The organism is Streptomyces sp. NPDC037013, from assembly GCF_055607265.1.
Genome location: NZ_JBVJRV010000001.1, coordinates 473565 through 497534 on the forward strand (window position 1 = coordinate 473565; position 23970 = coordinate 497534).

Sequence of the window (23970 nt, forward strand, 5' to 3'; positions counted from 1 at the left end):
ACGAGGGCACTCCGAGAAGGGGTGCCCCCCGTCACCGTGAGCTGAGAAGAATGAGAGAGGGGGCCCGAGCATGACCATTCTCGAAACCATCAGGGGGCCACGGGACCTGAAGGGGCTTTCCGGGGTCGAGCTCGACGAACTGGCGGGGGAGATCCGGGAGTTCCTGGTGCACGCGGTCGCCAGGACGGGCGGGCATCTCGGGCCCAATCTGGGGGTGGTGGAACTCTCCATCGCCCTGCACCGGGTCTTCGAGTCGCCCGTCGACCGGCTCGTGTGGGACACCGGCCACCAGAGCTACGTGCACAAGCTGCTCACCGGGCGGCAGGACTTCTCCAAACTGCGCGGCAAGGGCGGCCTCTCCGGCTACCCCTCGCGGGAGGAGTCCGAGCACGACATCGTCGAGAACAGCCACGCCTCGACCGCGCTGGGCTGGGCGGACGGCCTCGCCAAGGCGCGTCAGGTCCTCGGTGAGCGGGGCCATGTCGTCGCCGTCATCGGGGACGGCGCGCTCACCGGCGGCATGGCCTGGGAGGCGCTCAACAACATCGCGGCCGCGAAGGACCGGCCGCTGATCATCGTGGTGAACGACAACGAGCGCTCGTACGCCCCGACCATCGGCGGCCTCGCCAACCACCTCGCCACCCTCCGTACGACGGACGGCTACGAGCGGGTCCTCGCCTGGGGCAAGGACCTGCTCCAGCGCACCCCCGTCGTCGGAAGGCCGCTGTACGAGTCACTGCACGGCGCCAAGAAGGGGTTCAAGGACGCCTTCGCGCCGCAGGGCATGTTCGAGGACCTGGGACTGAAGTACGTCGGGCCGATCGACGGGCACGACATCGGTGCCGTCGAGTCGGCGCTGCGGCGCGCGAAGCGCTTCCACGGCCCGGTGCTCATCCACTGCCTCACCGAGAAGGGCCGCGGTTACGAGCCGGCCCTCGCCGACGAGGCGGACCGCTTCCACACCGTCGGCGTCATGGACCCGCTCACCTGCGAGCCGCTCACCCCGGCCGGCGCGCCGTCCTGGACCTCGGTGTTCGGGGACGAGATCGCCCGCATCGGCGCCGAGCGCGAGGACGTCGTCGCCATCACCGCGGCCATGCTCGGCCCGGTCGGCCTGACGAAGTTCACCGCGGCCCACCCCGACCGGGTGTGGGACGTCGGCATCGCCGAGCAGCACGCCGCGGTCTCCGCCGCCGGACTGGCGACGGGCGGCCTCCACCCCGTCGTCGCCGTCTACGCCACCTTCCTCAACCGCGCCTTCGACCAGCTCCTGATGGATGTGGCGCTGCACCGGTGTGGGGTCACCTTCGTGCTCGACCGGGCCGGCGTCACGGGCGTCGACGGCGCCTCGCACAACGGCATGTGGGACATGTCGATCCTGCAGGTCGTGCCGGGGCTGCGGATCGCCGCGCCGCGCGACGCCGACCAGCTACGGGCGCAGTTGCGGGAGGCGGTCGCGGTGGACGACGCGCCGACGCTCATCCGGTTCCCCAAGGAGTCGGTGGGGCCCGCGATCCCTGCCGTGGACCGGCTCGGCGGCATGGACGTCCTGCTCCGGGAGGAGGCTGAGGACGTGCTGTTCGTCGCGGTCGGGGTGATGGCGCCGGTCTGTCTGCAGGCCGCCGAGCTGCTCCGGGCGCGCGGCCTCGGCTGCACCGTCGTCGACCCGCGCTGGGTCAAGCCGGTCGATGCGGAGCTGCCCGCGCTCGCCGGGCGGCACCGGGTGGTGGCGGTGGTCGAGGACAACAGCCGGGCAGGCGGGGTCGGTTCGGCGGTCGCGCTGGCGCTCGGCGAGGCCGAAGTGGACGTTCCCGTACGGCGGTTCGGGATCCCCGAACAGTTCCTCGCGCACGCCAAGCGGGGCGAGGTCCTCGCCGACCTCGGACTCACCCCGGTCGAGATCGCGGGACGCGTCAGTGCCACCCTCGCGGCCAAGGAGGGCGCGCGGGAGCAGGGTTCAGGCAAGGAGCACAGCGTATGACCAAGGAGTTCGACACCAGAGAGCCCGGTACCGGGGAGCACGGCCCCAAGGGGTTCGACCTCGGCAGGCTCCTTGCCGAGCGCGGCGCCGAGCGGTACGAACTGCACGCCAGGCACCTCAACCACCAGCTGCCGCGGATGCTGCACACCATCGGCTTCGACAAGGTCTACGAGCGGGCCGAGGGCGCGTACTTCTGGGACGCGGAGGGCAACGACTACCTCGACATGCTCGCCGGTTTCGGCGTGATGGGCCTCGGCCGGCACCACCCCGTCGTACGCAAGGCGCTGCACGACGTCATCGACGCCTCGCTCGCCGACCTCACCCGCTTCGACTGCCAGCCGCTGCCCGGCCTGCTCGCGGAGCGGCTGCTCGCGCACAGCCCGCACCTGGACCGGGTCTTCTTCGGAAACAGCGGCACGGAGGCCGTCGAGACGGCGCTGAAGTTCGCCCGGTACGCGACGGGGAAGCCGCGGGTGCTCTACTGCGCGCACGCCTTCCACGGGCTTACGACGGGATCGCTCTCCGTCAACGGCGAGGACGGGTTCCGGGACGGCTTCGCGCCGCTGCTGCCCGACACGGCGGTCCCGCTCGGCGATCTGGACGCGCTGCGGGCGGAGTTGAGGAGGGGAGACGTCGCCGGGCTGATCGTCGAGCCCATCCAGGGCAAGGGCGTCCACGAGATGCCGCCCGGATATCTGCGCGCCGCCCAGGAGTTGCTGCACCGGCACAAGGCGCTGCTGATCGTCGACGAGGTGCAGACGGGTCTCGGCAGGACCGGCGACTTCTACGCGTACCAGCACGAGGAGGGCGTCGAGCCCGATCTGGTCTGCGTCGCCAAGGCGCTGTCCGGCGGCTATGTGCCGGTGGGCGCGACGCTCGGCAAGGACTGGATCTTCAAGAAGGTCTACTCCTCGATGGACCGCGTCCTGGTGCACTCGGCGAGCTTCGGCTCGAACGCGCAGGCCATGGCGGCGGGGCTCGCGGTCCTTTCCGTCATGGACGACGAGAAGGTCGTCGAGAACGCCCGCGTCACCGGGGAGCTCCTGAAATCCCGGCTCGCCGCGCTCGTGGACCGCTACGAGCTGCTGAGCGAGGTGCGCGGCCGGGGACTGATGATCGGCATCGAGTTCGGCCGCCCCAAGTCCCTGAAGCTGCGCGGCCGCTGGACGATGCTGCAGGCCGCCCGCAAGGGGCTCTTCGCCCAGATGGTCGTCGTGCCCCTGCTGCAGAAACACCGCATCCTCACCCAGGTCTCCGGGGACCATCTGGAGGTCATCAAGCTGATCCCGCCGCTGACGGTGGGGGAGCGGGAGGTGGACCGTTTCGTGGCGGCGTTCACCGCGGTCATGGACGACGCGCACAACGGCGGCGGCCTGATGTGGGACTTCGGCAGGACGCTGGTGAAGCAGGCGGTCGCCAACCGCTGACGTCCGGAACGGGCCGGGACGCGGCGGCATCGGCAGAGATTTTGCCTCCCGGGCAAGAAAGTTGCCCGCGAGGCAAGGCTCTGGCTCAATCAGGGGTATGAGCCCTGCCGAGCCCACGGGTCCCACGGATCCCACGGAATCCGCCGAGCCCGCGTCCGGAGCGGCCACGTCCGCCGAGCCGTCCCGCACGGCCGACGCGCTGCCCGCCGTGGCGCCCCAGCTGCGCGAACTGCGCCGCCGCGCCTCCCTCACCCTGGAGGCCGCGGCCCGGAACGCCGGGCTCTCGCCCGCCCATCTGTCCCGCCTGGAGACCGGCCACCGGCAGCCGTCGCTGCCGATGCTGCTCACGCTCGCTCGTGTCTACGGTACGACCGTCTCCGAGCTGCTCGGCGAGACGGTCGCCGACCGGGACGCGGTCGTCCGCGCCCAGGACATGGAACCGACCCGGGCCGGCGGCTGGACCTACTGGCAGGCGGGCGCCCCGGGACGCGGCATGCAGGCGCTGCGCGTGCACGTCCCGCACGGGGCGCAGGGCGACATCGTGCGCGTCCATCCCGGCGAGGAGTGGCTGTACGTCCTGAAGGGGCGGCTGCGGCTGCGTCTCGGGGACACCGCGCACGCCCTCGGAGCCGGGGACAGCGCGCACTTCGACTCGCTGACCCCGCACCGGATCGCCGCCGCCGACCGGGACGGCGTCGATCTCCTCTTCGTCCACACCTTGCTGCAGAGCCCCGCCACCGCGCTGTGCCTCGGCGGCCCCACCCAGGGAGAACCGACATGACGGAACCGGAACCGCAGGGCCCCCGCCAGCCGGAGCGCCCCCGCAACACCATGGAAGAGAAGTTCCCGCGCGCTCTCTGGGTCCGCCTGATCATCTACGTGGCGGTCGGCCACCTCTTCGCGGCCTTCATCTACCTGCTCTTCGAGTTGGGCGCGAAGAACCAGTAGACCCGGGCGCGGGTCGGGCTGCGGGGCGGAAGCTCAGTCGAGGAGGCGCTCCCGCAGGCGCTCGCGGGTCTCGGCGCTCACCTTGAGGCCCTCGGTGAAGTAGGTGTCCAGGTCGCCCCAGGTCTCGTCGATCGCCTCGTACGCCGCCGTCAGGTACTCGGCGCGGGCGTCGAAGAGCGGGTCGAGCAGCTCCATGACCTCGGGGGACATCGCGTTCGGCGAGCTGTCGCTGCGGTGCACCTTGTAGCGGCGGTGGGACGCGCTCGACTCGAGGTAGTCGGCCTCGATGGCGTCGCGCTCGACGCCGACGGCGAGCAGCGTCACGGCTATGGAGAGGCCCGCGCGGTCCTTGCCCGCCGCGCAGTGCATCAGCGCGGGCACGCTGTCCTCGGCGAGTGCGTGCAGCACCTTGCTGTGCTCGGCGGTGCGCTCCGTGATGATCGCGCGGTACGCGTCCGCCATCCGGGACGCGGCCCTGCCGTCCGAGAGGATCGAGCGGAGCTGGTCGAGGTCCCCGTCGCGCACCATCTTCCAGAACTCGGCGCCGTCGGCGGGGTCCGTCAGCGGCAGGTTCACGTTGCGCACGCCCGGCAGCTCGATGTCGGGACCCTCGAGGCGCTGGTCGGCAGCGTTGCGGAAGTCGAAGACCGTGTGCAGGCCCAGCGAGGCGAGGTACGCGGCGTCGGCGGCGGTGGCGTGCGCCAGGTGGCCGCTGCGGAAGAGCCGGCCCCGGGCGACGCGCCGGCCGTCGACCGTCGGCAGCCCGCCCACGTCACGGAAGTTGCGCACTCCGGCAAGCTCGGGCTCTGTCGACGGGACCTGCTGCGTCACGGGCTCTCCTCAGACTCTGCGCCGGCGCGGCTCGCCGGTGGGTGCGTCCTTGACGATACGACATGGGTACCTGGGGCAATCACCCCTTCGCCGGTGGGGTGAGCGGCCCTGTGGCGGCCCCCTGCGGACGGGATTCGTCCTTGCCCTGGAGTGCTCTCCAGCTCGTACAGTCACGGGACTCACGAGCACAGCGGCCAAGGAGATTCACATGCGTCATCGCGTTCTGGGCGGGACCGGCATAGAGGTCAGCCCCTACTGCCTCGGCACCATGATGTTCGGGTCCGTCGGCAACCCCGACCACGAGGACTGCGCCCGCATCATCCACGCCGCCCTGGACGCGGGCATCAACTTCGTCGACACCGCCGACATGTACTCGGCCGGGGAGTCGGAGACGATCGTGGGCAAGGCGCTCAAGGGCCGCCGCGACGACGTGGTCCTCGGGACCAAGGTCCACTTCCCGATGGGGGAGGGCCCCAACCGCGGCGGCAACTCCCGGCGCTGGATCATCCGCGAGGTGGAGGAGAGCCTGCGGCGGCTGGACACGGAGTGGATCGACCTCTACCAGGTGCACCGGCCGGACCACACCACCGACATCGAGGAGACGCTCTCCGCCCTGACCGACCTGGTGCACCAGGGCAAGATCCGGGCGTTCGGCTGCTCGACCTTCCCGGCGGACGAGATCGTCGAGGCCCATCACGTCGCCGACCGGCGGGGGTTGCAGCGGTTCCGCACCGAGCAGCCGCCGTACTCACTGCTCGCCCGGGGGATCGAGCGGCACGTGCTGCCGGTCGCTCAGCGGCTCGGCATGGGCGTACTGACCTGGAGCCCGCTCGCCTCGGGGTTCCTGACCGGGCGCTACCGCAAGGGCCAGGCCCTCGACCTGAGCAGCGGGCGGCCCACCCTGCACCCGGACCGCTTCGACCCGGCGGCGCCGCGCACCGCCGCGAAGCTGGAGGCCGTCGAGCGGCTCGTGGCCGTCGCCGACGAGGTGGGCTGCACGCTGCCGGAGCTGGCGACCGCTTTCCCGCTCGCGCATCCGGCCGTCACCTCGGTGATCATCGGCCCGCGCACGATGGAGCAGCTGCAGGCCACGCTGAAGGGCGCCGCCGTGGTCCTCGACGACGCCGCACTCGACCGGATCGACGAGATCGTGCCGCCCGGCACGGACATCTACCCGCCGGACGGCGTCTGGACCCCGCCCGCGCTCTCCGTGCCGGCACTCCGGCGGCGCGCGGCCGGCGACAGGTCCGCCGCCTGAGTGCCGGCACCGCGCCGGTTCAGCGGGATTCGGCGAGGGGCTCGCCGGTCTCCAGGAGCGTCTTGAGGCTGGAGAGGATGGCCGGCCAGCCCTGGCTGCACATGGAGTGCAGGGTGCCCGCCTCGTCGAACTCGTGCGTGACGGTCAGCTTGACCTGGTCGCCGTGGGGTTCGAGGTCGAAGGTGACCTGGGAGCGCCGCTCGCTCGCGAGTCGCGCCCGCAGGTCCTCGTCGATGCCGTTCGCCTCGGCCCACTGGGTGCTGAACGTGTGCCAGGTGTAGGCGAGGCGGCGGTGCGGTTCGTGGACGAGGACGACCTGCTCGGGGTCCTCGGTGGTGGCGCCGGTCTCGGTCCAGGTCATCGGGGAGCCCGGCGCCCAGTCGGTCCGGAAGCTGACGCCCCAGTACCGCTGGGTGAAGGCCGGGTCGGTGAGCGCCTGCCACAGGCGCTCGGGGGTGGTGCGGATGTACGTCGTGTAGACGAAGGTCCTGCTGTCCATGGGGGGATGCTCCAATGCTCTCTTCAGGTCCGCGAGGGCGTCGACCCTGTCGCGGTCGAAACGGCTGATCCATCGTTCGGTGATGGCGTTGATCGGAGCGGCGTTCAGGTAGTGCAGCTTCTCCCGCCCCTGCCGCACCGTCGTGACCAGCTCGGCCGCCTCCAGCACGGCCAGGTGCTTGCTCACCGACTGCCGGGCCATGTCCAGGCCCGCGCAGAGCTCGCGCAGGGTCTGGCCGTTGCGGTCCCGCAGCCGGTCGAGCAACCGGCGCCGGTTCGGGTCGGCCAGCGCCTTGAACGCCGCGTCCATTCGCTGTCACCCCCAGTCATGCAGCCGTGAGGCTGCCCATCCATGATTGGCAGCCATTTGGCTGCATGTCAATCGGGACCGACGGAGCCATCGAGGAGAGCGGCGAGGGATCTGGGTGCGCGCGAAATGTGGTGCGTGCACTTATTCCGAGTTGAACGAAACTTGACCGGTGGCTTATCTCACGCCCCGTCAACCCTTCCCTACGGTGGCGTAGGTCACTTAGGGAGGTGAAGGATGGTACCTCGTGAGCGCAGAGTCGACATCCTTCATCAAACACCCCATCAACAACGGCGTATTCAGCTCCTACGCAGCGGTCGGCGACAGCTTCACCGAAGGCGTGGGTGACCCGGGACCCGACGGCACCTTCGTCGGCTGGGCCGACCGCCTCGCCGTCCTGCTGGACGACCGCGTACCCGAGAACACCTTCCGGTACGCCAACCTCGCCGTCCGCGGAAAGCTCCTCGACCAGATCGTCGAGGACCAGCTGCCGCGGGCGAAGGAACTCGCCCCCGACCTGGTGACGTTCTGCGCCGGGGGGAACGACATCATCCGGCCGGGCACCGACCCCGACGAGGTCGCCGAGCGGTTCGAGCGGGCCGTCGCCGACCTCTCGTCGGCGGTCGGCACGGTCATGGTGACCACCGGCTTCGACACCCGCGGCGTGGCGGTGCTCAAACACCTCCGCGGCAAGATCGCCACGTACAACATGCACGTCCGCGCCATCGCGGACCGGTACGGCTGCCCCGTGCTCGACCTGTGGTCCCTCAGGACCGTGCAGGACCGCAGGGCGTGGGACGGCGACCGGCTGCACCTCTCCGCCGAGGGGCACACGCGCGTGGCGCTCCGCGCCGCTCAGGTCCTGGGCCTCGAGGTGCCCGCCGACCCCGACCAGGCGTGGCCGCCGATGCCGCCGCGCGGCACGCTGGAGGTGCGGCGCGACGACATCCACTGGGCGCGCGAGTACCTGGTGCCGTGGATCGGGCGGCGCATCCGCGGCGAGAGCTCGGGGGACCACGTGGAGGCGAAGGGCTTCCGCAATCCGCACACCATCAAGATGCAGATCGAGGCCGTCTCCTGAGCCTCCCGAGCACTCCGAGCGCCGCGGACCACGGCGGACGGAGCGACTCCGCCCACACCGAAGGCGCCCCGTCCGCGGGGCGCCTTCGGTGTGGGCGGGGAGCCGTCCGGGCCGCCCGCGCAGGACTCGGCCGGGGCCGGTGGACATAATGGAGAGGCCTATCCACCCCCCTCAGGAGGTCACGTGTCCCGGTCTCTGATCCCCGGGCTCCGCTCGCTGCGGTCCGCCGCTTTCGGTGCGGATCCCGCAGGTGCCCGGCTGGCCCGGATCCGCAGATCGCCGAACTTCTCCGTGGCCGAAGGGTCCTTCCAGAACCCCGTCGCCGCCCGGACCCGGCCCTCCGGTTCGTCCGTGGAGCTCGCCAAGGTCTACTTCCGCAAGGAGGAGCGCGTACGCCGCGGCCCGGCCGGCGCGATCCCGGTGCACCCCACGACCCTCGCCGACCTCGCGGTGCCGCCGGCCGACGGACTGCGGGTCACCTGGATGGGTCACTCCACCGTCCTGGTGGAGATCGACGGACGGCGGGTGCTGTTCGACCCGGTCTGGAGCGAGCGGTGTTCGCCGTACTCCTTCGCCGGACCCAAGCGGCTGCACCCGGTACCGGTGCCCCTGGAGGCCCTCGGCCCCGTCGACGCCGTGGTGATCTCGCACGACCACTACGACCACCTGGACATGCCCACGATCAAGGCGCTGGCCGGCACCGACACCGTGTTCGCGGTGCCGCTCGGCGTCGGCGCCCACCTGGAGCGGTGGGGCGTGCCGGCCGACCGGCTCCGCGAGCTGGACTGGAACGAGACGGCGAAGGTCGCGGAGCTGACGCTGACCGCCACGCCCGCACGGCACTTCTGCGGCCGTGGCCTGCGCAATCCGCAGCACACGCTGTGGGCCTCCTGGGTGGTCGCGGGACCCGAGCACCGCGTCTACCACAGCGGCGACACCGGCTACTTCCCCGGCTTCAAGGAGATCGGCGCCGAGCACGGCCCCTTCGACGCCACCATGATCCAGATCGGCGCGTACTCGGAGTGGTGGCCGGACATCCACATGACGCCCGCCGAAGGCATGCAGGCCCATCTGGACCTCCAGGGCGGCGAGCCGCACGGCGTGCTGCTGCCCATCCACTGGAGCACGTTCAACCTCGCCCCCCACGCCTGGTCCGACCCCGGCGAGGGCACCGTCGCCGCGGCACGCCGGGTGGGCGCCACCATCGCGCTGCCCGTCCCCGGCGAGCCCTTCGAGCCCGGCGCGGAGTCCCTTCCCGGCGACCTCTGGTGGCGCGGCGTCGCCGTCGTGCCGGAGGGCGGCTGGCCGGGCGCCTCGACCATGGTGGTGCGCGCGATCGCCTCGCCGAAGGCGGACAGCGGGGAGCACGAGGCGACGCCCGTCGGATAGCGGGCCCGCGCGGCTTTCGCTCACGCGGCGCGGGCGCGGTGCCGGCGTACGGCGTCGCGGTTGGCGCACCGCTGGGTGCAGTAGCGCTGCCGCCCGGTGCGGGAGGTGTCGGCGAAGATCGTGGTGCACTCGGTCACGTCGCACCTCCGCAGCCGGTGCATGCCCCGCCCCGCCAGGTGCAGGGCGGTGCCGACGGAGATCAGGGAGAACAGCAGGGCGCCGAGGGGCTGTCGGGGCTCGCGGTAGTGCAGGTGCCAGCCGCTGCCCGCGTGGTCGGTCAGGCGCGGGTGGGCCGTGGCCGCCGCCAGCATGGCGTTGACGCGCTCGGCGCGCTCGTGCTCCCCGGTGGCGTCGACGACTTTCTCCCAGGCGTCCAGGGCCTCCTCGGCGCGCGCCAAGTCACCCGGTTCGACCAGCCGTTCCAGGGTCAGGCCCGCGGCACGGCAGCGGTCCGCGAGCTCCTCCGCGCTGGTGGGGCGGGAGTTGGCGAGATCGGCGGCCAGGTTCACGGCGGCTTCCCCGTAAGGGTTGAGATGCATGCGGCCATTACAGCAGGGCGGCCGTCGCGAGACGCGGCCCTCAGGAGGACACGGTCAGGGCCAGGGAGGCGATCGCGGTGGCGCAGTAGAAGCCGGGGAACGCGAGGTTGTGGAGCACGCGGGCCCGCAGATGGAAGGCGAGCGCGCCCAGATAGAGCAGGACGAGACCGCAGGCCGCCGCGGCGCCGAGGGGGCGTAGCGCGGCATCGAAGAGTCCGAGGAGGAGGCCCGCCGCGCCGGCCAGCTTGAGGACGGCCAGCCGGGGGAGCCAGGAGCGGGGAACGCCCACAGGTGCCCCGGCACCGTTCATTATCTCCTTCTATGACCTCGCGGCATGGACGTGGGCACGCGCCTGCTCCGGTACTTCGCCGCAGTGGCGGAGGCGGGCAGCCTGACCGGTGCCGCGAAGAGGCTGTTCGTCTCACAGCCTGACCGAGGCGGGCGGTGAACTCGCCGCGCGGGTGCCCGCGCTGCTGGACGGCTGGGACGAGGCGGTGCGGGCGACCGGCCGCGCGGCACGGGTGCTGCGCCTCGGCTTCCTGGACGCGGGTGCGGTGGGGGCCGTCCCCGAGGCCATCGCGCGGTTCCGCCGCGCGCGGCCGGAGTGGCGGGTGGAGCTGCGGCAGTCCGACTGGTCGGACCCGAGCGCCGGCCTGGCCGGGGGAGAGGTGGATGCCGCGGTGGTGCGTCTGCCGTTTCCGGGGCAGGAGGGCTTCTCGGTGCGGGAGTTGTACGTGGAGGAGCGCGGCGTGCTGCTGCCGGCCCGGCATCCGCTGGCGGCCGGCGGGACGGTGGAGTTCCGCGAACTGTGGGACGAGCCGTTCGTCGCGGCCGGAGCCGGGACCGGTGCCTGGCGGGAACACTGGCTGGCGGCGGAGGAGCGGGACGGGCACCCCGTCAGGGTCGGCGCCGTCGCCGACCGTCCCGACGAATGGCTCGGAGCGGTGGCCGGCGGCTGCGTGGCGCTGGCCCCGGCGTCGGCGGCCCGTTTCCACTCCCACCCGGATGTGATGTTCCGTCCGGTCCGTGGGGTCTCGCCGAGCGGGGTGGGGCTGGCCCGGTCCCGGCGGCGGACGCACGAGGCGGTACTGGATGAGCTGCTCCAAATCATCACGGGGCGGCTGAGCCGGAGATGAGGTCCGGGCCGGGCGCTCACCGTCGTACCGCCCGGCCGCTCACCCGCGTACCGCCCGGCCGATCACCGGAGTAGCCCGCGGAGGGCGGTGGCGTCCCGCGTACGCGAGTCGAATCGGTCCTGTGTACGAGGCGAATCGGACCCCCGTGCGAGGCGTCATACCAGAGCGGGACGCTGCGCCGCTGACTTTGTCAACTGCCCACCGCACGTGATGCGTTGCCGACTACCGTGAGTGGCCGTCGGGCGACGCAGGGATCACGACGCAGGGCTGACGTCGCGACCTGCCGGCCGGCACGGCGATGCCGCAACCACGCCGCAAAGGGGAGCCGGGCCGACCGCCGGGCCCTCGTCGCAACGTACCGAGGACGCAGATGTCTCACCTACGCGCACCGGCCGCCCGCCCAGACCGCCGTGAGGGCGGCCGGCACGGCAGGCCCGGCAGCCGAAGCGCCGCCGCACTGCCCGAGACCCACATACGGCCGCAGCTCCTGCGCATCGCGGTGCTGCCGGCCGTCGCCGTGGGCCTCAGCGCCTGTGCGGCCGTGCTCTTCACGCTGCGCTCGACCGGCGCCCGGCCGGGACCGGTCCTGCTCGCCGTCCTCACCGCCGCCGCCCTGGTCGGCCTCGCCGGCATCGTGACCGCCGCCGTCGCCGCCGAACGCGCCGCCAGGACCGTGCGCGACCGGGTCGTCCTGCTGCGCCGCACCACCGCACGCGGCCAGGCCGAACTGCGCGCCGTCGTCGACCGGTTGCGCCGCGGCGACACGCCCGCGGAGCCCGAGTCGGCGCCGCCGCCGAGGACCAGGGCGGGCGGCGACGAGTTCGACCAGCTCGCCGACGAGCTGTCCCGCGCACAGGACGCCGCCGTCGGCGCCGTCGTCCAGGCCTCCCGGCTCTCCGGCCGGGCGGGCAGCGAACAGAAGGTCGAGGTCTTCGTCAACCTCGCCCGGCGCCTGCAGTCGCTCGTGCACCGCGAGATCTCCCTGCTCGATGAGTTGGAGAACGAGGTCGAGGACCCCGACCTGCTCAAGGGCCTCTTCCACGTCGACCACCTCGCGACCCGCATCCGGCGCCACGCCGAGAACCTCGCCGTGCTGGGCGGCGCCGTCTCGCGCCGCCAGTGGAGCAACCCGGTCTCCATGACCGAGGTGATGCGCTCGGCCATCGCCGAGGTCGAGCAGTACTCGCGCGTCAAACTCGTGCCGCCCGTCGACGGCACCCTGCGCGGGCACGCCGTCGCCGACGTCATCCACCTGCTCGCCGAACTCGTCGAGAACGCCACGGTGTTCTCCGCCCCGCACACCCAGGTCCTGCTGCGCGCCAACGCCGTGACCGCCGGGCTCGCCGTCGAGGTCGAGGACCGGGGCCTCGGCATGCCCCTTGCCGAGCAGAACAGGATGAACCGGCTGCTCACCGACCCGGACCAGGTCGACGTCGGCAGCCTCCTGCAGGACGGCCGCATCGGGCTCTTCGTCGTCTCCGCGCTCGCCCGCAGACACGGCGTCGCCGTGCGCCTCCAGAGCAACATCTACGGCGGCGTCCAGGCGGTCCTGATCCTGCCCCAGGCGCTGCTCGGCGCCGAGGAGCAGGCGGAGCCGGTCACCCGTCGCCGCCCCGCGGCCGAGGCGGCGGCCCGTGGCGCCATCGGGGACACCGGCGAGCTCGGGGAGACCGGCGCCATCGGGGAGACCGGCAGCCTCGGGGACATCCGGTGCGCCGAGAGCGTCGGTGGCGCCCCTGGTCCCGTAGGCGCCCCTGGCCCCGGAGCCATTCCCGGTCCCGGTCTCGAAGGCGTCCCCGGCCCCGGAGGTGTACGGGACGACGCGTCCGTCGCCGCATCGCCGTGGCCGTCCGCCGAACCCCAGGAACAGCCCCACCCCGTACCGGGTCCGGCGCCCCGCTCCGCACCCCTGCCGGCCCCCTCCCCGGAACCGGTGGCCGCGCCGCACCGCCCGAACGGCGTGCACGGCACCCCGCCCGCCCCGCTGCCCGTGCGCGGCTCCCGCCGGGAGCGCCCGACGCCCGCCGACGCCACCCCCGGCATCCGGCCGGAGGACCGGCAGGCCGTCGCCGAACACACCGCGGCACCGGTGACCCCCCTGGGCGGCGCCGTGCGCGGCCGCGTCGGCCGGCCCCAGCTCCCCAAGCGGCGCGCCCAGGAGCACCTCGCCCCCCAGCTCCGGGACGCCCCGGCGCCGAGGCCCGAGAGCGACACCGTCGTCGGCCACGACCCGGGCCTGATGGCCGCGTTCCAGCGCGGCATCGGTCTCGCCCAGGCGCAGGACGCACGCGATCCCACCCCGCGGGAGCACGAGATCGGCGTCCCGCACGACGGGCGCGGCCAAGGCGGCTGACCGGCACCGGGCAGCCCGACCACCCCCCACCACCTCTGCCCCGGCAGACCTACGTACGTTCTGTACCCCAAGGAGTCGATCCCCCATGGCGAGCGATGCGCCGACCGGCCATGTATCCGATCTCGACTGGCTGATGAGCGGCCTCGTGCAGCGCGTGCCGCACACCAGAAGCGCCGTCCTGCTCTCCTCCGACGGACTCGTGAAGTCGGTGCACGGCCTCGACCCGGACAGCGCCGACCACATGGCGGCACTCGCCTCGGGGCTCTACTCCCTGGGGCGCAGCGCGGGCATCCGCTTCGGCGACGGCGGCGACGTCCGCCAGGTCGTCGTGGAACTGGACTCCACCCTCCTGTTCGTCTCCACCGCGGGCTCGGGCACCTGCCTCGCCGTACTCGCCGGGCGCGACGCGGACGCGGCCGTCCTCGGGTACGAGATGGCGATGCTGGTCAAGAGCGTCCGCCCGTACCTGATCACCGCTCCCCGGCAGCCCGCCGGCGAACCCGCGCCGATGAGGCATTGAGCATGGCGGCCCCGCACGACGGGCCCTGGCTCGACGACGCAGCCGGGCGGCTCGTCCGCCCCTACACGGTCAGCAACGGCAGGACCAGACCGACCGGCCAACTCGACCTGCTCTCCCAGGTGATGGCGACCGGCTCCACACCGCTCGGCTATCTCGGGCCCGAGCACTCCACGGCCCTCGGCCTGTGCGAGGCGCCCACCTCCGTCGCCGAGATCGCGGCCCAGCTGAAGCTGCCCGCGGTCGTGGCCAAAGTGATCCTCTGCGATCTCCTCGACTGCGGGGCCCTCACCCAGAAGGCCCCGGACTCCTACCACAACCCCACTGACCGGTCCCTGTTGGAGGCAGTGCTCGATGGATTACGACGACAGCTCTGACCCCTTCCCCACCGCACTCAAGATCCTGGTCGCGGGTGGCTTCGGGGTCGGCAAGACGACCTTCGTCGGCGCCGTCAGCGAGATCGCGCCGCTGAGCACCGAGGAGCTGCTCACCACGGTCAGCGAGGCGACCGACGACCTGTCGGGCGTGGAGAACAAGACCACCACGACCGTCGCCATGGACTTCGGACGGATCACCCTCGACCCGGAACACGTGCTGTACCTCTTCGGCACACCGGGCCAGGAGCGGTTCTGGTTCATGTGGGACGAGCTCTCCGAAGGCGCCCTCGGCGCCGTGGTGCTCGCCGACACCCGGCGCCTGGAGGACTGCTTCGCCGCCGTCGACTTCTTCGAGCAGCGCGGCATGGGCTTCATCGTGGCGATCAACGAATTCGACGGCGCCCACCGCTACGAGCCGGAGGAGGTACGGGCCGCGATCGACCTGGACCCTCAAGTGCCCGTCGTGCGCTGCGACGCGCGGATCTCCAGCTCCGGCATCCAGACCCTCCTGATCCTCGTCAAGCACCTCCTCGACCACGCCCCGGCGCCGAGCTACGGAGCCCATACGTGACGTACGACCCGACCGGGCACCTGCTGCTGACCCCCGTCGACAAGGAGGCGCCCGCGCGGGTGCTGAGGCTGCGCGCACTCGGGATCGGGCAGTACCCCGAGCCGGCGCTCGACGTCTACGCGGGCCGGCTCGCCGGGCTGACCGGCGCGCCCTGCGCGATGGTCAACTTCATCGGCGAGGAGCGGCAGTTCTTCGCCGGCCTGCACGCCCTGGGCAGCGAGGCGCGCCGCCACCTGCCGCGCGATCACGGTTACTGCCCGCACGTCGTGGTGCGCCGCAAGGCGCTCGTCCTGGAGGACGTCCGCGACTATCCGCGGTTCGCGGGCAACCCGGTGGTGGACGAGAGCGGCATCCGCTCCTATCTGGGCGCGCCCCTCATCGACCGTACGGGCATCGCACTCGGCACGGTGTGCGTCGTCGACGTCGAGCCGCGCCCCTGGGGCAGGACGGGCCTGGACACGATCAAGCGCATGGCCGCGGAGCTGACCGAGCAGATACACCGGCGCGAGGAGGGCGGCTTCTGAGCCTGGTCCGCCAGGCGTCCGGCCCCGCTCAAAGGTCCAGCTCAGAGGTCCAGTTCGGTTCCGTCCGGGAAGCCGACCCGCACGCGGTCCCCCTCCACGGCGCAGCTGACGGCCTCCCGCAGCGCCCGTGGGGACACCGTGTCCTGCGACAGGGCGACCAGGGTGACGTGGAGGGTGTCGCCGCCCGGGTGGGCCGCCGAGGTCAGGAACGGCGTCGCGGAGTGCGGTCCGTACGCGTTGGCGGCCGCCTCGCGGGCGATGCCCGCTTCCTCGTCCCAGCCGTACAGGCCGACGACCGCGCTGGTCAGACCGGACTCCGTGCGGGTGAGCGCCCAGCCGGGGCCCTGCTCGGCGTGCGGCCGCGCCCGGCCCGCCACCGCGTGGCCGCCCTCGCGGACGGTGACACCGGCGGGGGCCCGCACGCGGTGCACGCGGATCTCCCACGGGCCGTGCAGCGCGCTCACCGTCTCGATGGGGAACTCCTCGTCGCCGCCGGGGAATCGGGCGTCGTGGCGGGAGGCGGCCACCCGGCCCGCGCAGCGCAGCGGGTGGATGCGCAGGCGGCGCGAGGCCGTGCCGTCCGGGGCGAGCAGCGCGAGGTGGCCGTCGACGGCGCGCTCCCAGGCGCGCGGCGCGGTCTCCGGCGCGGTGGCCGTCGAGTAGCCGAACTTGGCGTAGTGCGGGTCGTCCTCGGCGGGACCTTCGAGGGGGTTGTGGTCGCTGCCGTGGTTGACCAGGCGGACGATGCCGTCGTGCCGGGTGCCGTGCAGCAGCCAGCCGGGTTGGGGGAGAGCCGTGTACTGGTCGGACTCCTCGACGGGGAGCGGCAGTTCCCGCTCGGTCCACACCGGGTGGGCGGCCGGGAGCAGCAGGCCGAGGAAGCCCTTGCTCGCCCAGTACGGGGAAGCCGGCCCCGAGTAGGGCTGCGTGGTGGGCAGATGTGTCCCGTACCAGCCGAGCGGCAGCAGCCCCCGCCCGTCGGGGACCCCGCGCTCCACGAAGTGCCGCGCGGTGCCGGAGGCGAGGCGCCGGGTCAGGCCCGGCGCGAGCGGGCTGCAGCCGGCGAGCGCGCCCATCCACACGGGCGCGGCGGCCGCGAAGCGGTACGTCAGGGAGCGGCCCTGGTGGACGGGGGCGCCGTCGCCGCCGAAGAAGTGCGGGTAGCTGGTGAGGAATTGGGCGAGGCGCTCACGGTAGACCTCGGCGCGGCCGCCGTCCTCGGCCCCGGCGATCCGGGCCCACAGCAGCGGGTACAGGTGCAGGGCCCAGCCGATGTAGTAGTCGAAGTTCCGGCCGTCGCCGTCGCTGTACCAGCCCTCGCCGCGGTACCAGTCCTCGATGCGGTCCAGGCCGCCGTCGATGTCCGCCCGGCTGTACGGCGCGCCCACCGAGGCGAGGAACTGTTCGGAGACCACCTGGAAGAGCCGCCAGTTGTTGTCCCACGTCTTCGCGCCGACGAACCCGGAGAACCAGTCCACCACCCGCTCCCTGACCCGGTCGTCGAGTCTCTCCCAGATCCAGGGGCGGGTCTCGTGCAGTGCGACGGCGATCGACGCGGCCTCCACCATCTGCTGCGAGCAGTCGGTGAGCCGGGGCCAGGCCTCGCCGCCGCGTCGGTCCGTGCCGGCCGCCAGGCCCTGTGCGTAGCGTTCCGTGAGGCGGGGGTCCACGTCGCCGCCGGCTCCCGCGATCCGGAAGGCGGCGAGCAGGAAGGACCGCGCGTACCCTTCGAGCCCGTCCGAGACGACCCCCGACCAGCTGCTGCGGCCCGGCAGCCGGTACTGCGCGAAGCCCGGCGTCGCATGCGGCAGGAGCGCCGCCAGCTGCCGGTCGGCGAGCGCCTCCCAGTGCGCGCGGGTCCAGCCGGTGAGGGGCGAGAGGACGCGGTCGGTCGGCGGCAGGTGCAGGTGCGGTGCGGGCATCGTTCCGTGACTCCTCGACGGGCGGCGGGCCGACGGGGCGCGGGCGGTCGCGCGCGTCGGCAGTAAGCGTGTACCGAGGCGGCTCCCGGCGCCAGGTCCGGGTGCGGGAAAAATCCAAGTGTGCACGGGCAGATGTCCGTTGACGTCGGCGGTAAGCGATTACTACGTTGCCACCTCATGGCTGAGAAAAGGACCCGAACCGCGCGTGCCGCCGTCGCGACGGCGGCCGCGGCCGCCACCCTCGCCCTCGCGGTCCCCGCCCACCCGGCCCCGCGCACCCCCACCCCCGGCGCGGACGGCGTGGGCGACCCCCTGTACCCCACCCTCGGCAACGGCGGCTACGACGTCCGCCACTACGACCTCTCCTTCGACTTCACGCCCGTCACGTACGACTTCACCGCCACCATGAAGATCCGGGCGAGGGCCACCCAGGACCTGTCCTCCTTCAACCTCGACGTCGACTCGCTCGCCGTCGACGCCATCGAGGTCAACGGCGAGAAGGCGACCTGGACGCTCACCCCAGGACCGACGGGGCAGGAACTCACCGTCACCCCCGCCCGCCCCCTGCGCGACCACCGCTTCTTCGGCGTCGAAGTGGCCTACCACGGCAACGGCAGGACGAAGCCGGCCGGCCTGCCCGGCTGGCGGCACATGTCCGACGGCGGATTCGCCTCGGCGGCCCAGGCCTCCCGCGCCGACACCTTCGCGCCCGTCAACGACCACCCGTCGGACAAGGCGACGTGGACCTTCCACCTCACCGCGCCCAAGGGCTGGACCCCCGCCGCCAACGGCGACCTCACCGGCCGCAGGGACGCCCCCGGCGCCCGCCGCACCTGGGACTTCGCCCTGAACTCCCCGATGGCACCGGAGCTGCTCGGCATCTCCGTCGACCGGCAGACCTACGTCCACGGCCGCGGCCCGCACGGGGTGCGGCTGCGCCACCTCGTACCCGAGGACCAAGTGGCGAAGTACCGGCCCATCGTCGAGGAGACCGGCGGCCACCTCGCCTGGCTGGAGAAGACCCTCGGCGTGCGCTACCCCTTCGGCACGTACGGCGTGCAGATCGTCCGCGACGGCTACGGCGACGCGCTGGAGAACCAGACCCTCTCCCTCTTCGGCCCCGGCTGGTTCGAACGGCCCACCTACTCCACGACGATGGTCCACGAGCTGACCCACCAGTGGTTCGGCGACTCCGTCACCCCCGCCACCTGGCAGGACGCCTGGCTCAACGAGGGGCCCGCCGTGTACTACGCCGCCCTGTGGGCGGACCAGAAGGGCTTCCAGCCGATCGAGGAGAAGATGCGGACGGCGTACGCGAAGCTCGACGCGGTCCGCAAGGCCGAAGGCCCGCCCGGCAGGCCGAAGGGACTCGGCGGCTTCAACATCTACGACGGCGGCGCCGTCACCCTCTACGCGCTGCGCCGGCAGATCGGGCAGGACGAGTTCGACGCGGTCATGAAGGCCTGGCTGACCGGGCACCGGCACGGCAACGCCGACACCCGGGACTTCATAGACAACGCGGTCGAGGTGACCGGCGACCCCTCCGTCGGCACCTTCCTGCGCCACTGGCTCTTCGACCTCGACAACCCGCCCATGCCCGCGGACCGGGACCGGAACGCGGCACGGTGAGGCGCCGACCGCCCGGCCACCCACAGCTCGCGCATCCGTGAGCTCACCCGCAACACCCGGTCAAACGAAGGAAGTTCCATGACCGACCTCCGTCTCGGCGTCCTCGGCTACGGACTGCGCGGCTCGCTCGCCCGCACCGCCCACCGGCCGGACGCGGGCTCGCGCGTCACCGCGCTGGCCGACCCCGACGCCGCGGCCCGCGCCGAGGCGGCCACGGCCTTCCCCGGCGCCTCTATATCGGGCGACCACCGCGAGGTCGTCGAGGACCCGGACGTCGACGCGGTCCTCGTCCTCACCCCCGACCACACCCATGCGGCACTCGCCTGCGAGGCGCTGCGCACGGGCAAGCCCGTCTTCGTCGAAAAGCCCCTCGAAACGGGGATCGAGGCCTGCGACACGATCCTGCGGACCGCGTACGAGACAGGCACCCGGCTCTACGTCGGGCACAATATGCGCCACATGCCCGTGGTCCGGCTGATGCGCGACATCATCGGACGCGGCGAGATCGGCACGGTCAAGACGGTCTGGGTGCGCCACTTCGTCGGCTACGGAGGCGACTGGTACTTCAAGGACTGGCACGCCGAACGGCAGTACACCACCGGCCTGTTGCTGCAGAAGGCCGCCCACGACATCGACGTGCTGCACTGGCTGGCGAACGGCTACACACGCCGGGTGCAGGCCCTCGGTGACCTCATGGTCTACGGCGACAACCCGCACCGCCGCGCGCCGGGCGAGCCCAAGAGCGACGACTGGTACACCGCGGACGGCCACTGGCCGCCGCACACCCAGCGCGCCCTCAACCCGGTCATCGACGTCGAGGACGTCTCCCTGGTCAACATGCGCCTGGACAACGGTGTTCTCGCCGCCTACCAGCAGTGTCACTTCACCCCCGACTACTGGCGCAACTACACCGTCATCGGCGACGCCGGCCGCCTGGAGAACTTCGGCGACGGCCCCGGCGCGACCGCCAAGGTGTGGAACGCGCGCCGCTCGGGCCACCGGGCGCAGGCGGACGCCGAGTACGCGGTGCCCCACGCGCAGGACGAGGCGGGGCACGGCGGCGCTGACCCCCTGCTCGTGGACGAGTTCGTACGTTTCGTACGCGAGGGAGGGCGCACCGACACCTCGCCCGTCGCGGCCCGGATGGCGGTGGCCGCGGGCGTACGGGCGACGCAGTCGCTGCGGGACGGCGGGACACCCCGCGAGGTGCCGGTCCTCGATCCGGAGCTGATCGCCTACTTCGAGCGCGGCCAGACCCGCTGACCGGACCGGGCGGGCGGGGCCTGAAGGAAAGCTGCGGCGGCGCTTAAGAAATCCTCGATGGACCGGGGCGCCGCCGTAGGGAAGATTCCTGTGTCGTCGGGGGAAGAAGCGACGTACGACAGGAGCCGTGGCGTTGAAGGCGCTGGTCAAGGAGAAGGCTGAGCCGGGTCTCAGCCTCAAGGACGTGCCGGAGCCGGTCATCGGCCACGGCGACGTCCTCATCAAGGTGCTCCGCACCGGTATCTGCGGAACGGACCTGCACATCCGGTCCTGGGACGGCTGGGCGCAGCAGACGATCACCGCCCCGCTGGTCGTCGGCCACGAGTTCGTCGGCGAGGTCGTGGAGACCGGCAGGGACGTCGCCGACATCAAGGCGGGCGACCTGGTCAGCGGCGAGGGCCACCTGGTCTGCGGCAAGTGCCGCAACTGCCTGGCCGGCCGGCGCCACCTGTGCCGTGCCACCGTCGGCCTGGGCGTCGGACGCGACGGGGCCTTCGCGGAGTACGTGGCGCTGCCCGCGGGCAACGTGTGGGTCCACCGCGTCCCCGTGGACCTCGACGTCGCCGCGATCTTCGACCCGTTCGGCAACGCCGTGCACACCGCCCTGTCCTTCCCGCTCGTCGGCGAGGACGTCCTGATCACCGGCGCGGGCCCGATCGGCCTCATGGCGGCGGCCGTCGCCCGGCACGCGGGCGCCCGCAACGTGGTGATCACCGATGTCAGCGAAGAGCGCCTGGAGCTGGCCCGCAAGGTCGGCGTGAGCCTCGCCCTCAACGTGGCGGACTCGACGATCGCCGACGGCCAGCGCGGCCTCGGCCTGCGCGAGGGCTTCGACGTCGGCCTGGAGATGTCCGGCAACCCGCGCGCCATGCGCGACATGGTCGCCAACATGACCCACGGCGGCAAGATCGCCATGCTGGGCCTGCCCGCCGAGGACTTCGCCGTCGACTGGGCGCGGATCGTCACCTCGATGATCACCATCAAGGGCATCTACGGCCGCGAGATGTTCGAGACCTGGTACGCGATGTCGGTGCTGCTCGAAGGCGGCCTCGACCTGGCGCCCGTCATCACCGGCCGGTACGGCCACCGCGACTTCGAGGCCGCCTTCGACGACGCGGCCAGCGGCCGGGGCGGCAAGGTCATCCTCGACTGGACCGCCTGACGCCCGCCGGCCCCTACGACCTCCTCGGCTCGACTCCCCAAAGGAATCCCGCATGTTCGACTCCGTACGCGAAGACCTCCAGGCCACCCTCGACGAGATCCGCGCCGCCGGACTGCACAAGCCCGAGCGCGTCATCGGCACCCCGCAGTCCGCGACGGTCGCCGTCACCGCGGGCGGCCGCCCCGGCGAGGTCCTGAACTTCTGCGCCAACAACTACCTCGGCCTCGCCGACCACCCCGAGGTCGTCGCCGCCGCGCACGAGGCCCTGGACCGCTGGGGCTACGGCATGGCCTCCGTCCGCTTCATCTGCGGCACGCAGGAGGTGCACAAGGAGCTGGAGGCGCGCCTGTCGGCCTTCCTCGGCCAGGAGGACACGATCCTCTACTCCTCGTGCTTCGACGCCAACGGCGGCGTCTTCGAGACGCTGCTCGGCGCCGAGGACGCCGTCATCTCCGACGCCCTCAACCACGCGTCGATCATCGACGGCATCCGCCTGTCGAAGGCGCGCCGCTTCCGCTACGCCAACCGCGACATGGGCGACCTGGAGAAGCAGCTCAAGGAGGCCACGGAGGGCGGCGCCCGGCGCAAGCTGATCGTCACCGACGGCGTCTTCTCCATGGACGGTTACGTCGCGCCGCTCGGGGAGATCTGCGACCTCGCCGAGCGGTACGACGCCATGGTCATGGTCGACGACTCGCACGCCGTCGGCTTCGTGGGACCCGGCGGCCGCGGCACCCCCGAGCTGCACGGCGTCATGGACCGCGTCGACATCATCACGGGCACGCTGGGCAAGGCCCTCGGCGGCGCCTCCGGCGGCTACGTCGCCGCCCGCGCCGAGATCGTCGCCCTGCTCCGGCAGCGCTCCCGCCCCTACCTCTTCTCCAACACCCTCGCCCCGGTGATCGCGGCCGCCTCGCTGAAGGTCATCGACCTGCTGGAGTCCGCCGGTGAGCTGCGGGAACAGCTCGCCGCCAACACCGCCCTGTTCCGCTCGCGGATGACCGAGGAGGGCTTCGACGTCCTCCCCGGTGATCACGCCATCGCGCCGGTCATGATCGGCGACGCGGCCGTGGCCGGACGGATGGCCGAGCTGCTCCTTGAGCGGGGCGTGTACGTCATCGGCTTCTCCTACCCCGTGGTGCCCCAGGGGCAGGCCCGCATCCGCGTCCAGCTGTCGGCCGCGCACTCCACCGACGACGTGAACCGCGCCGTCGACGCGTTCGTCGCCGCCCGCGCGGAGCTGGCGGAGCCGGGCCGGGCCTGACGCCCCGCGGCCCCGCCCCGGTCACCGGGGCGGGGCCGGTGGTGCGCCGTCCACCGCCGGTTGGGAGAATCGACGACATGATCGAAGCGCGGCGGCTGCACATCCTCCGTGCGGTGGCCGACCACCGCACGGTCACGGCGGCCGCCGCCGCGCTCTATCTCACCCCCTCCGCGGTCTCCCAGCAGCTCGCCGCCCTGGAGCAGGAGACCGGCCACCGCCTGGTCGAGCGCTCGGCACGCGGCGTACGGCTGACCGCGGCGGGCGAGATCCTGCTCACCCACACCAACGCCGTCCTCGCCCAGCTGGAGCGCGCCGAGGCCGAGCTCGCCGCCTACAGCTCCGGCGAGGCGGGCACCGTGACCGTCGCCGCCTTCGCCACCGGCATCGGACTGGTCGTCGCGCCCGCCCTCACCCGCCTCGCCGCCTCCGCGCCCGGCATCCGGGTCCACGTCCAGGACGCGGAGGGCGACGCCAGCCTGCCGATGGTCCTCGACCGGCAGGTGGACGTGGCCGTGGCCGTCGAGTACCGGGGAGCGCCGGGCGCCGACGACCCGCGGCTCACCCGCGTCCCGCTCTACGCGGAGCCCTTCGACGCGGTGCTGCCGCCCGGCCACCGGCTCGCGGACGCGGAGCGGGTGGCCCTCGCCGAGCTCGCCAAGGACCCCTGGATCGGCCCGTTCGCCGGCAACCCCTGTCACGACGTGGTCGTCCTCGCCTGTGAACTGGCCGGATTCCAGCCGCTGTTGGAGCACTGGTCGGACGACTTCCGGGCGGTGGTGGCGCTCGCCTCCGCCGGGGCCGGGGTCGCCCTCGTGCCGCGTTCGGCGCTGCGCGGCATGGACGTGTCGGGGGCCGTGGTGCGTCCGGTGGAGGGCGTGGCCCCCACGCGCCGGGTGTTCGCGGCCGTGCGGTGCGGGGCGGAGGACCACCCGCTGATCCGTCCGGTCCTGGACGCCCTGGGCGAAGCGGCGGGCTGAGCGCGGGCCGGCCGAG

At 72.6% G+C, this 23970-nt stretch carries 22 protein-coding genes and 1 pseudogene; 18 read left to right on the forward strand and 5 right to left on the reverse strand.

From position 1 onward, the window contains the following. Positions 1–70: 70 nt before the first annotated feature. From dxs to ACZ7DY_RS02080, 4 genes are all read left to right on the forward strand, one after another. Complete coding sequence (gene dxs, locus ACZ7DY_RS02065; protein WP_471128798.1) at positions 71–1981, forward strand: 1-deoxy-D-xylulose-5-phosphate synthase; 1911 nt, start codon at positions 71–73, stop codon at positions 1979–1981. Continuing rightward, positions 1978–3408, forward strand: a complete 1431-nt coding sequence (locus ACZ7DY_RS02070) for an aspartate aminotransferase family protein (protein WP_471128801.1) — start codon at positions 1978–1980, stop codon at positions 3406–3408. The genes dxs and ACZ7DY_RS02070 overlap by 4 nt, the downstream gene beginning before the upstream one ends. A 97-nt stretch (positions 3409–3505) precedes the next feature. Continuing rightward, positions 3506–4189, forward strand: a complete 684-nt coding sequence (locus ACZ7DY_RS02075) for a helix-turn-helix domain-containing protein (protein ID WP_471128804.1) — start codon at positions 3506–3508, stop codon at positions 4187–4189. Between the two features lie 50 nt (positions 4190–4239). Beyond that, positions 4240–4356, forward strand: coding sequence for a DUF6126 family protein (locus ACZ7DY_RS02080; protein ID WP_355814311.1), 117 nt, complete (start codon positions 4240–4242; stop codon positions 4354–4356). Between the two features lie 33 nt (positions 4357–4389). On the opposite strand, the gene ACZ7DY_RS02085 is transcribed toward ACZ7DY_RS02080, so the two are convergent. Further along, positions 4390–5187 (reverse strand): tyrosine-protein phosphatase, encoded by a 798-nt coding sequence (locus tag ACZ7DY_RS02085; RefSeq protein WP_471128807.1) that lies wholly within the window; start codon positions 5185–5187, stop codon positions 4390–4392. A 208-nt stretch (positions 5188–5395) separates the two neighbouring features. Here ACZ7DY_RS02085 and ACZ7DY_RS02090 point away from each other — a divergent pair, with 208 nt between their 5' ends. Then, positions 5396–6445 (forward strand): aldo/keto reductase, encoded by a 1050-nt coding sequence (locus tag ACZ7DY_RS02090; protein ID WP_471128810.1) that lies wholly within the window; start codon positions 5396–5398, stop codon positions 6443–6445. A 19-nt stretch (positions 6446–6464) separates the two neighbouring features. On the opposite strand, the gene ACZ7DY_RS02095 is transcribed toward ACZ7DY_RS02090, so the two are convergent. Then, the gene (locus tag ACZ7DY_RS02095) at positions 6465–7253 is read right to left on the reverse strand and encodes an ArsR/SmtB family transcription factor (protein WP_471128812.1); all 789 of its coding nucleotides are present in this window, start codon (positions 7251–7253) and stop codon (positions 6465–6467) included. Positions 7254–7497: 244 nt separating this feature from the next. On the opposite strand from ACZ7DY_RS02095, the gene ACZ7DY_RS02100 reads away from it, so the two are divergent. Both ACZ7DY_RS02100 and ACZ7DY_RS02105 read left to right on the forward strand, forming a co-directional pair. Further along, on the forward strand, positions 7498–8331 hold the full coding sequence (locus ACZ7DY_RS02100; protein WP_471128815.1) for an SGNH/GDSL hydrolase family protein: 834 nt from the start codon (positions 7498–7500) through the stop codon (positions 8329–8331). A 183-nt stretch (positions 8332–8514) separates the two neighbouring features. After that, positions 8515–9720 (forward strand): MBL fold metallo-hydrolase, encoded by a 1206-nt coding sequence (locus ACZ7DY_RS02105; RefSeq protein WP_471128818.1) that lies wholly within the window; start codon positions 8515–8517, stop codon positions 9718–9720. A 20-nt stretch (positions 9721–9740) separates the two neighbouring features. Here the strand turns inward: ACZ7DY_RS02105 and ACZ7DY_RS02110 are convergent, their stop codons facing one another. Together ACZ7DY_RS02110 and ACZ7DY_RS02115 are read right to left on the reverse strand one after the other, a co-directional pair. After that, positions 9741–10259 (reverse strand): CGNR zinc finger domain-containing protein, encoded by a 519-nt coding sequence (locus tag ACZ7DY_RS02110; protein ID WP_471128821.1) that lies wholly within the window; start codon positions 10257–10259, stop codon positions 9741–9743. Between the two features lie 40 nt (positions 10260–10299). After that, the gene (locus ACZ7DY_RS02115; protein ID WP_471128823.1) at positions 10300–10569 is read right to left on the reverse strand and encodes a DoxX family protein; all 270 of its coding nucleotides are present in this window, start codon (positions 10567–10569) and stop codon (positions 10300–10302) included. 24 nt (positions 10570–10593) lie between these two features. Between ACZ7DY_RS02115 and ACZ7DY_RS02120 the strand changes: the two are divergent. The 6 genes and pseudogenes from ACZ7DY_RS02120 to ACZ7DY_RS02145 all read left to right on the forward strand — a co-directional run bounded on the left by ACZ7DY_RS02120 (position 10594) and on the right by ACZ7DY_RS02145 (position 15737). Further along, a pseudogene (locus tag ACZ7DY_RS02120) lies at positions 10594–11395 on the forward strand (LysR family transcriptional regulator). A gap of 370 nt (positions 11396–11765) precedes the next feature. Continuing rightward, complete coding sequence (locus ACZ7DY_RS02125) at positions 11766–13748, forward strand: ATP-binding protein (protein ID WP_471128825.1); 1983 nt, start codon at positions 11766–11768, stop codon at positions 13746–13748. A gap of 85 nt (positions 13749–13833) precedes the next feature. Beyond that, a complete protein-coding gene (locus ACZ7DY_RS02130) occupies positions 13834–14268 on the forward strand; it encodes a roadblock/LC7 domain-containing protein (protein WP_471128827.1) in 435 nt (144 codons plus the stop codon). A 2-nt stretch (positions 14269–14270) separates the two neighbouring features. Then, entirely contained in the window at positions 14271–14642 is a 372-nt protein-coding gene (locus ACZ7DY_RS02135) for a DUF742 domain-containing protein (RefSeq protein WP_471128830.1), read from the forward strand. Next, the gene (locus tag ACZ7DY_RS02140; RefSeq protein WP_471128832.1) at positions 14620–15213 is read left to right on the forward strand and encodes a GTP-binding protein; all 594 of its coding nucleotides are present in this window, start codon (positions 14620–14622) and stop codon (positions 15211–15213) included. Before ACZ7DY_RS02135 ends, ACZ7DY_RS02140 begins: the two co-directional genes overlap by 23 nt. Then, on the forward strand, positions 15210–15737 hold the full coding sequence (locus tag ACZ7DY_RS02145; RefSeq protein ID WP_471128835.1) for a GAF domain-containing protein: 528 nt from the start codon (positions 15210–15212) through the stop codon (positions 15735–15737). Before ACZ7DY_RS02140 ends, ACZ7DY_RS02145 begins: the two co-directional genes overlap by 4 nt. A gap of 41 nt (positions 15738–15778) precedes the next feature. On the opposite strand, the gene ACZ7DY_RS02150 is transcribed toward ACZ7DY_RS02145, so the two are convergent. Beyond that, positions 15779–17659: a DUF2264 domain-containing protein gene (locus tag ACZ7DY_RS02150; protein ID WP_471128838.1), complete on the reverse strand. Its 1881-nt coding sequence runs from the start codon at positions 17657–17659 to the stop codon at positions 15779–15781. Between the two features lie 177 nt (positions 17660–17836). Between ACZ7DY_RS02150 and ACZ7DY_RS02155 the strand changes: the two genes are divergently transcribed. The 5 genes from ACZ7DY_RS02155 to ACZ7DY_RS02175 all read left to right on the forward strand — a co-directional run bounded on the left by ACZ7DY_RS02155 (position 17837) and on the right by ACZ7DY_RS02175 (position 23954). Then, complete coding sequence (locus ACZ7DY_RS02155) at positions 17837–19288, forward strand: M1 family metallopeptidase (protein WP_471128841.1); 1452 nt, start codon at positions 17837–17839, stop codon at positions 19286–19288. A gap of 78 nt (positions 19289–19366) precedes the next feature. After that, positions 19367–20551: a Gfo/Idh/MocA family protein gene (locus tag ACZ7DY_RS02160; RefSeq protein ID WP_471128843.1), complete on the forward strand. Its 1185-nt coding sequence runs from the start codon at positions 19367–19369 to the stop codon at positions 20549–20551. Between the two features lie 133 nt (positions 20552–20684). Then, a complete protein-coding gene (tdh, locus tag ACZ7DY_RS02165) occupies positions 20685–21713 on the forward strand; it encodes an L-threonine 3-dehydrogenase (RefSeq protein WP_471130190.1) in 1029 nt (342 codons plus the stop codon). A gap of 52 nt (positions 21714–21765) precedes the next feature. Continuing rightward, complete coding sequence (locus ACZ7DY_RS02170; RefSeq protein ID WP_471128846.1) at positions 21766–22977, forward strand: glycine C-acetyltransferase; 1212 nt, start codon at positions 21766–21768, stop codon at positions 22975–22977. A gap of 77 nt (positions 22978–23054) precedes the next feature. After that, positions 23055–23954 (forward strand): LysR family transcriptional regulator, encoded by a 900-nt coding sequence (locus tag ACZ7DY_RS02175; protein WP_471128848.1) that lies wholly within the window; start codon positions 23055–23057, stop codon positions 23952–23954. Positions 23955–23970: the final 16 nt, after the last annotated feature.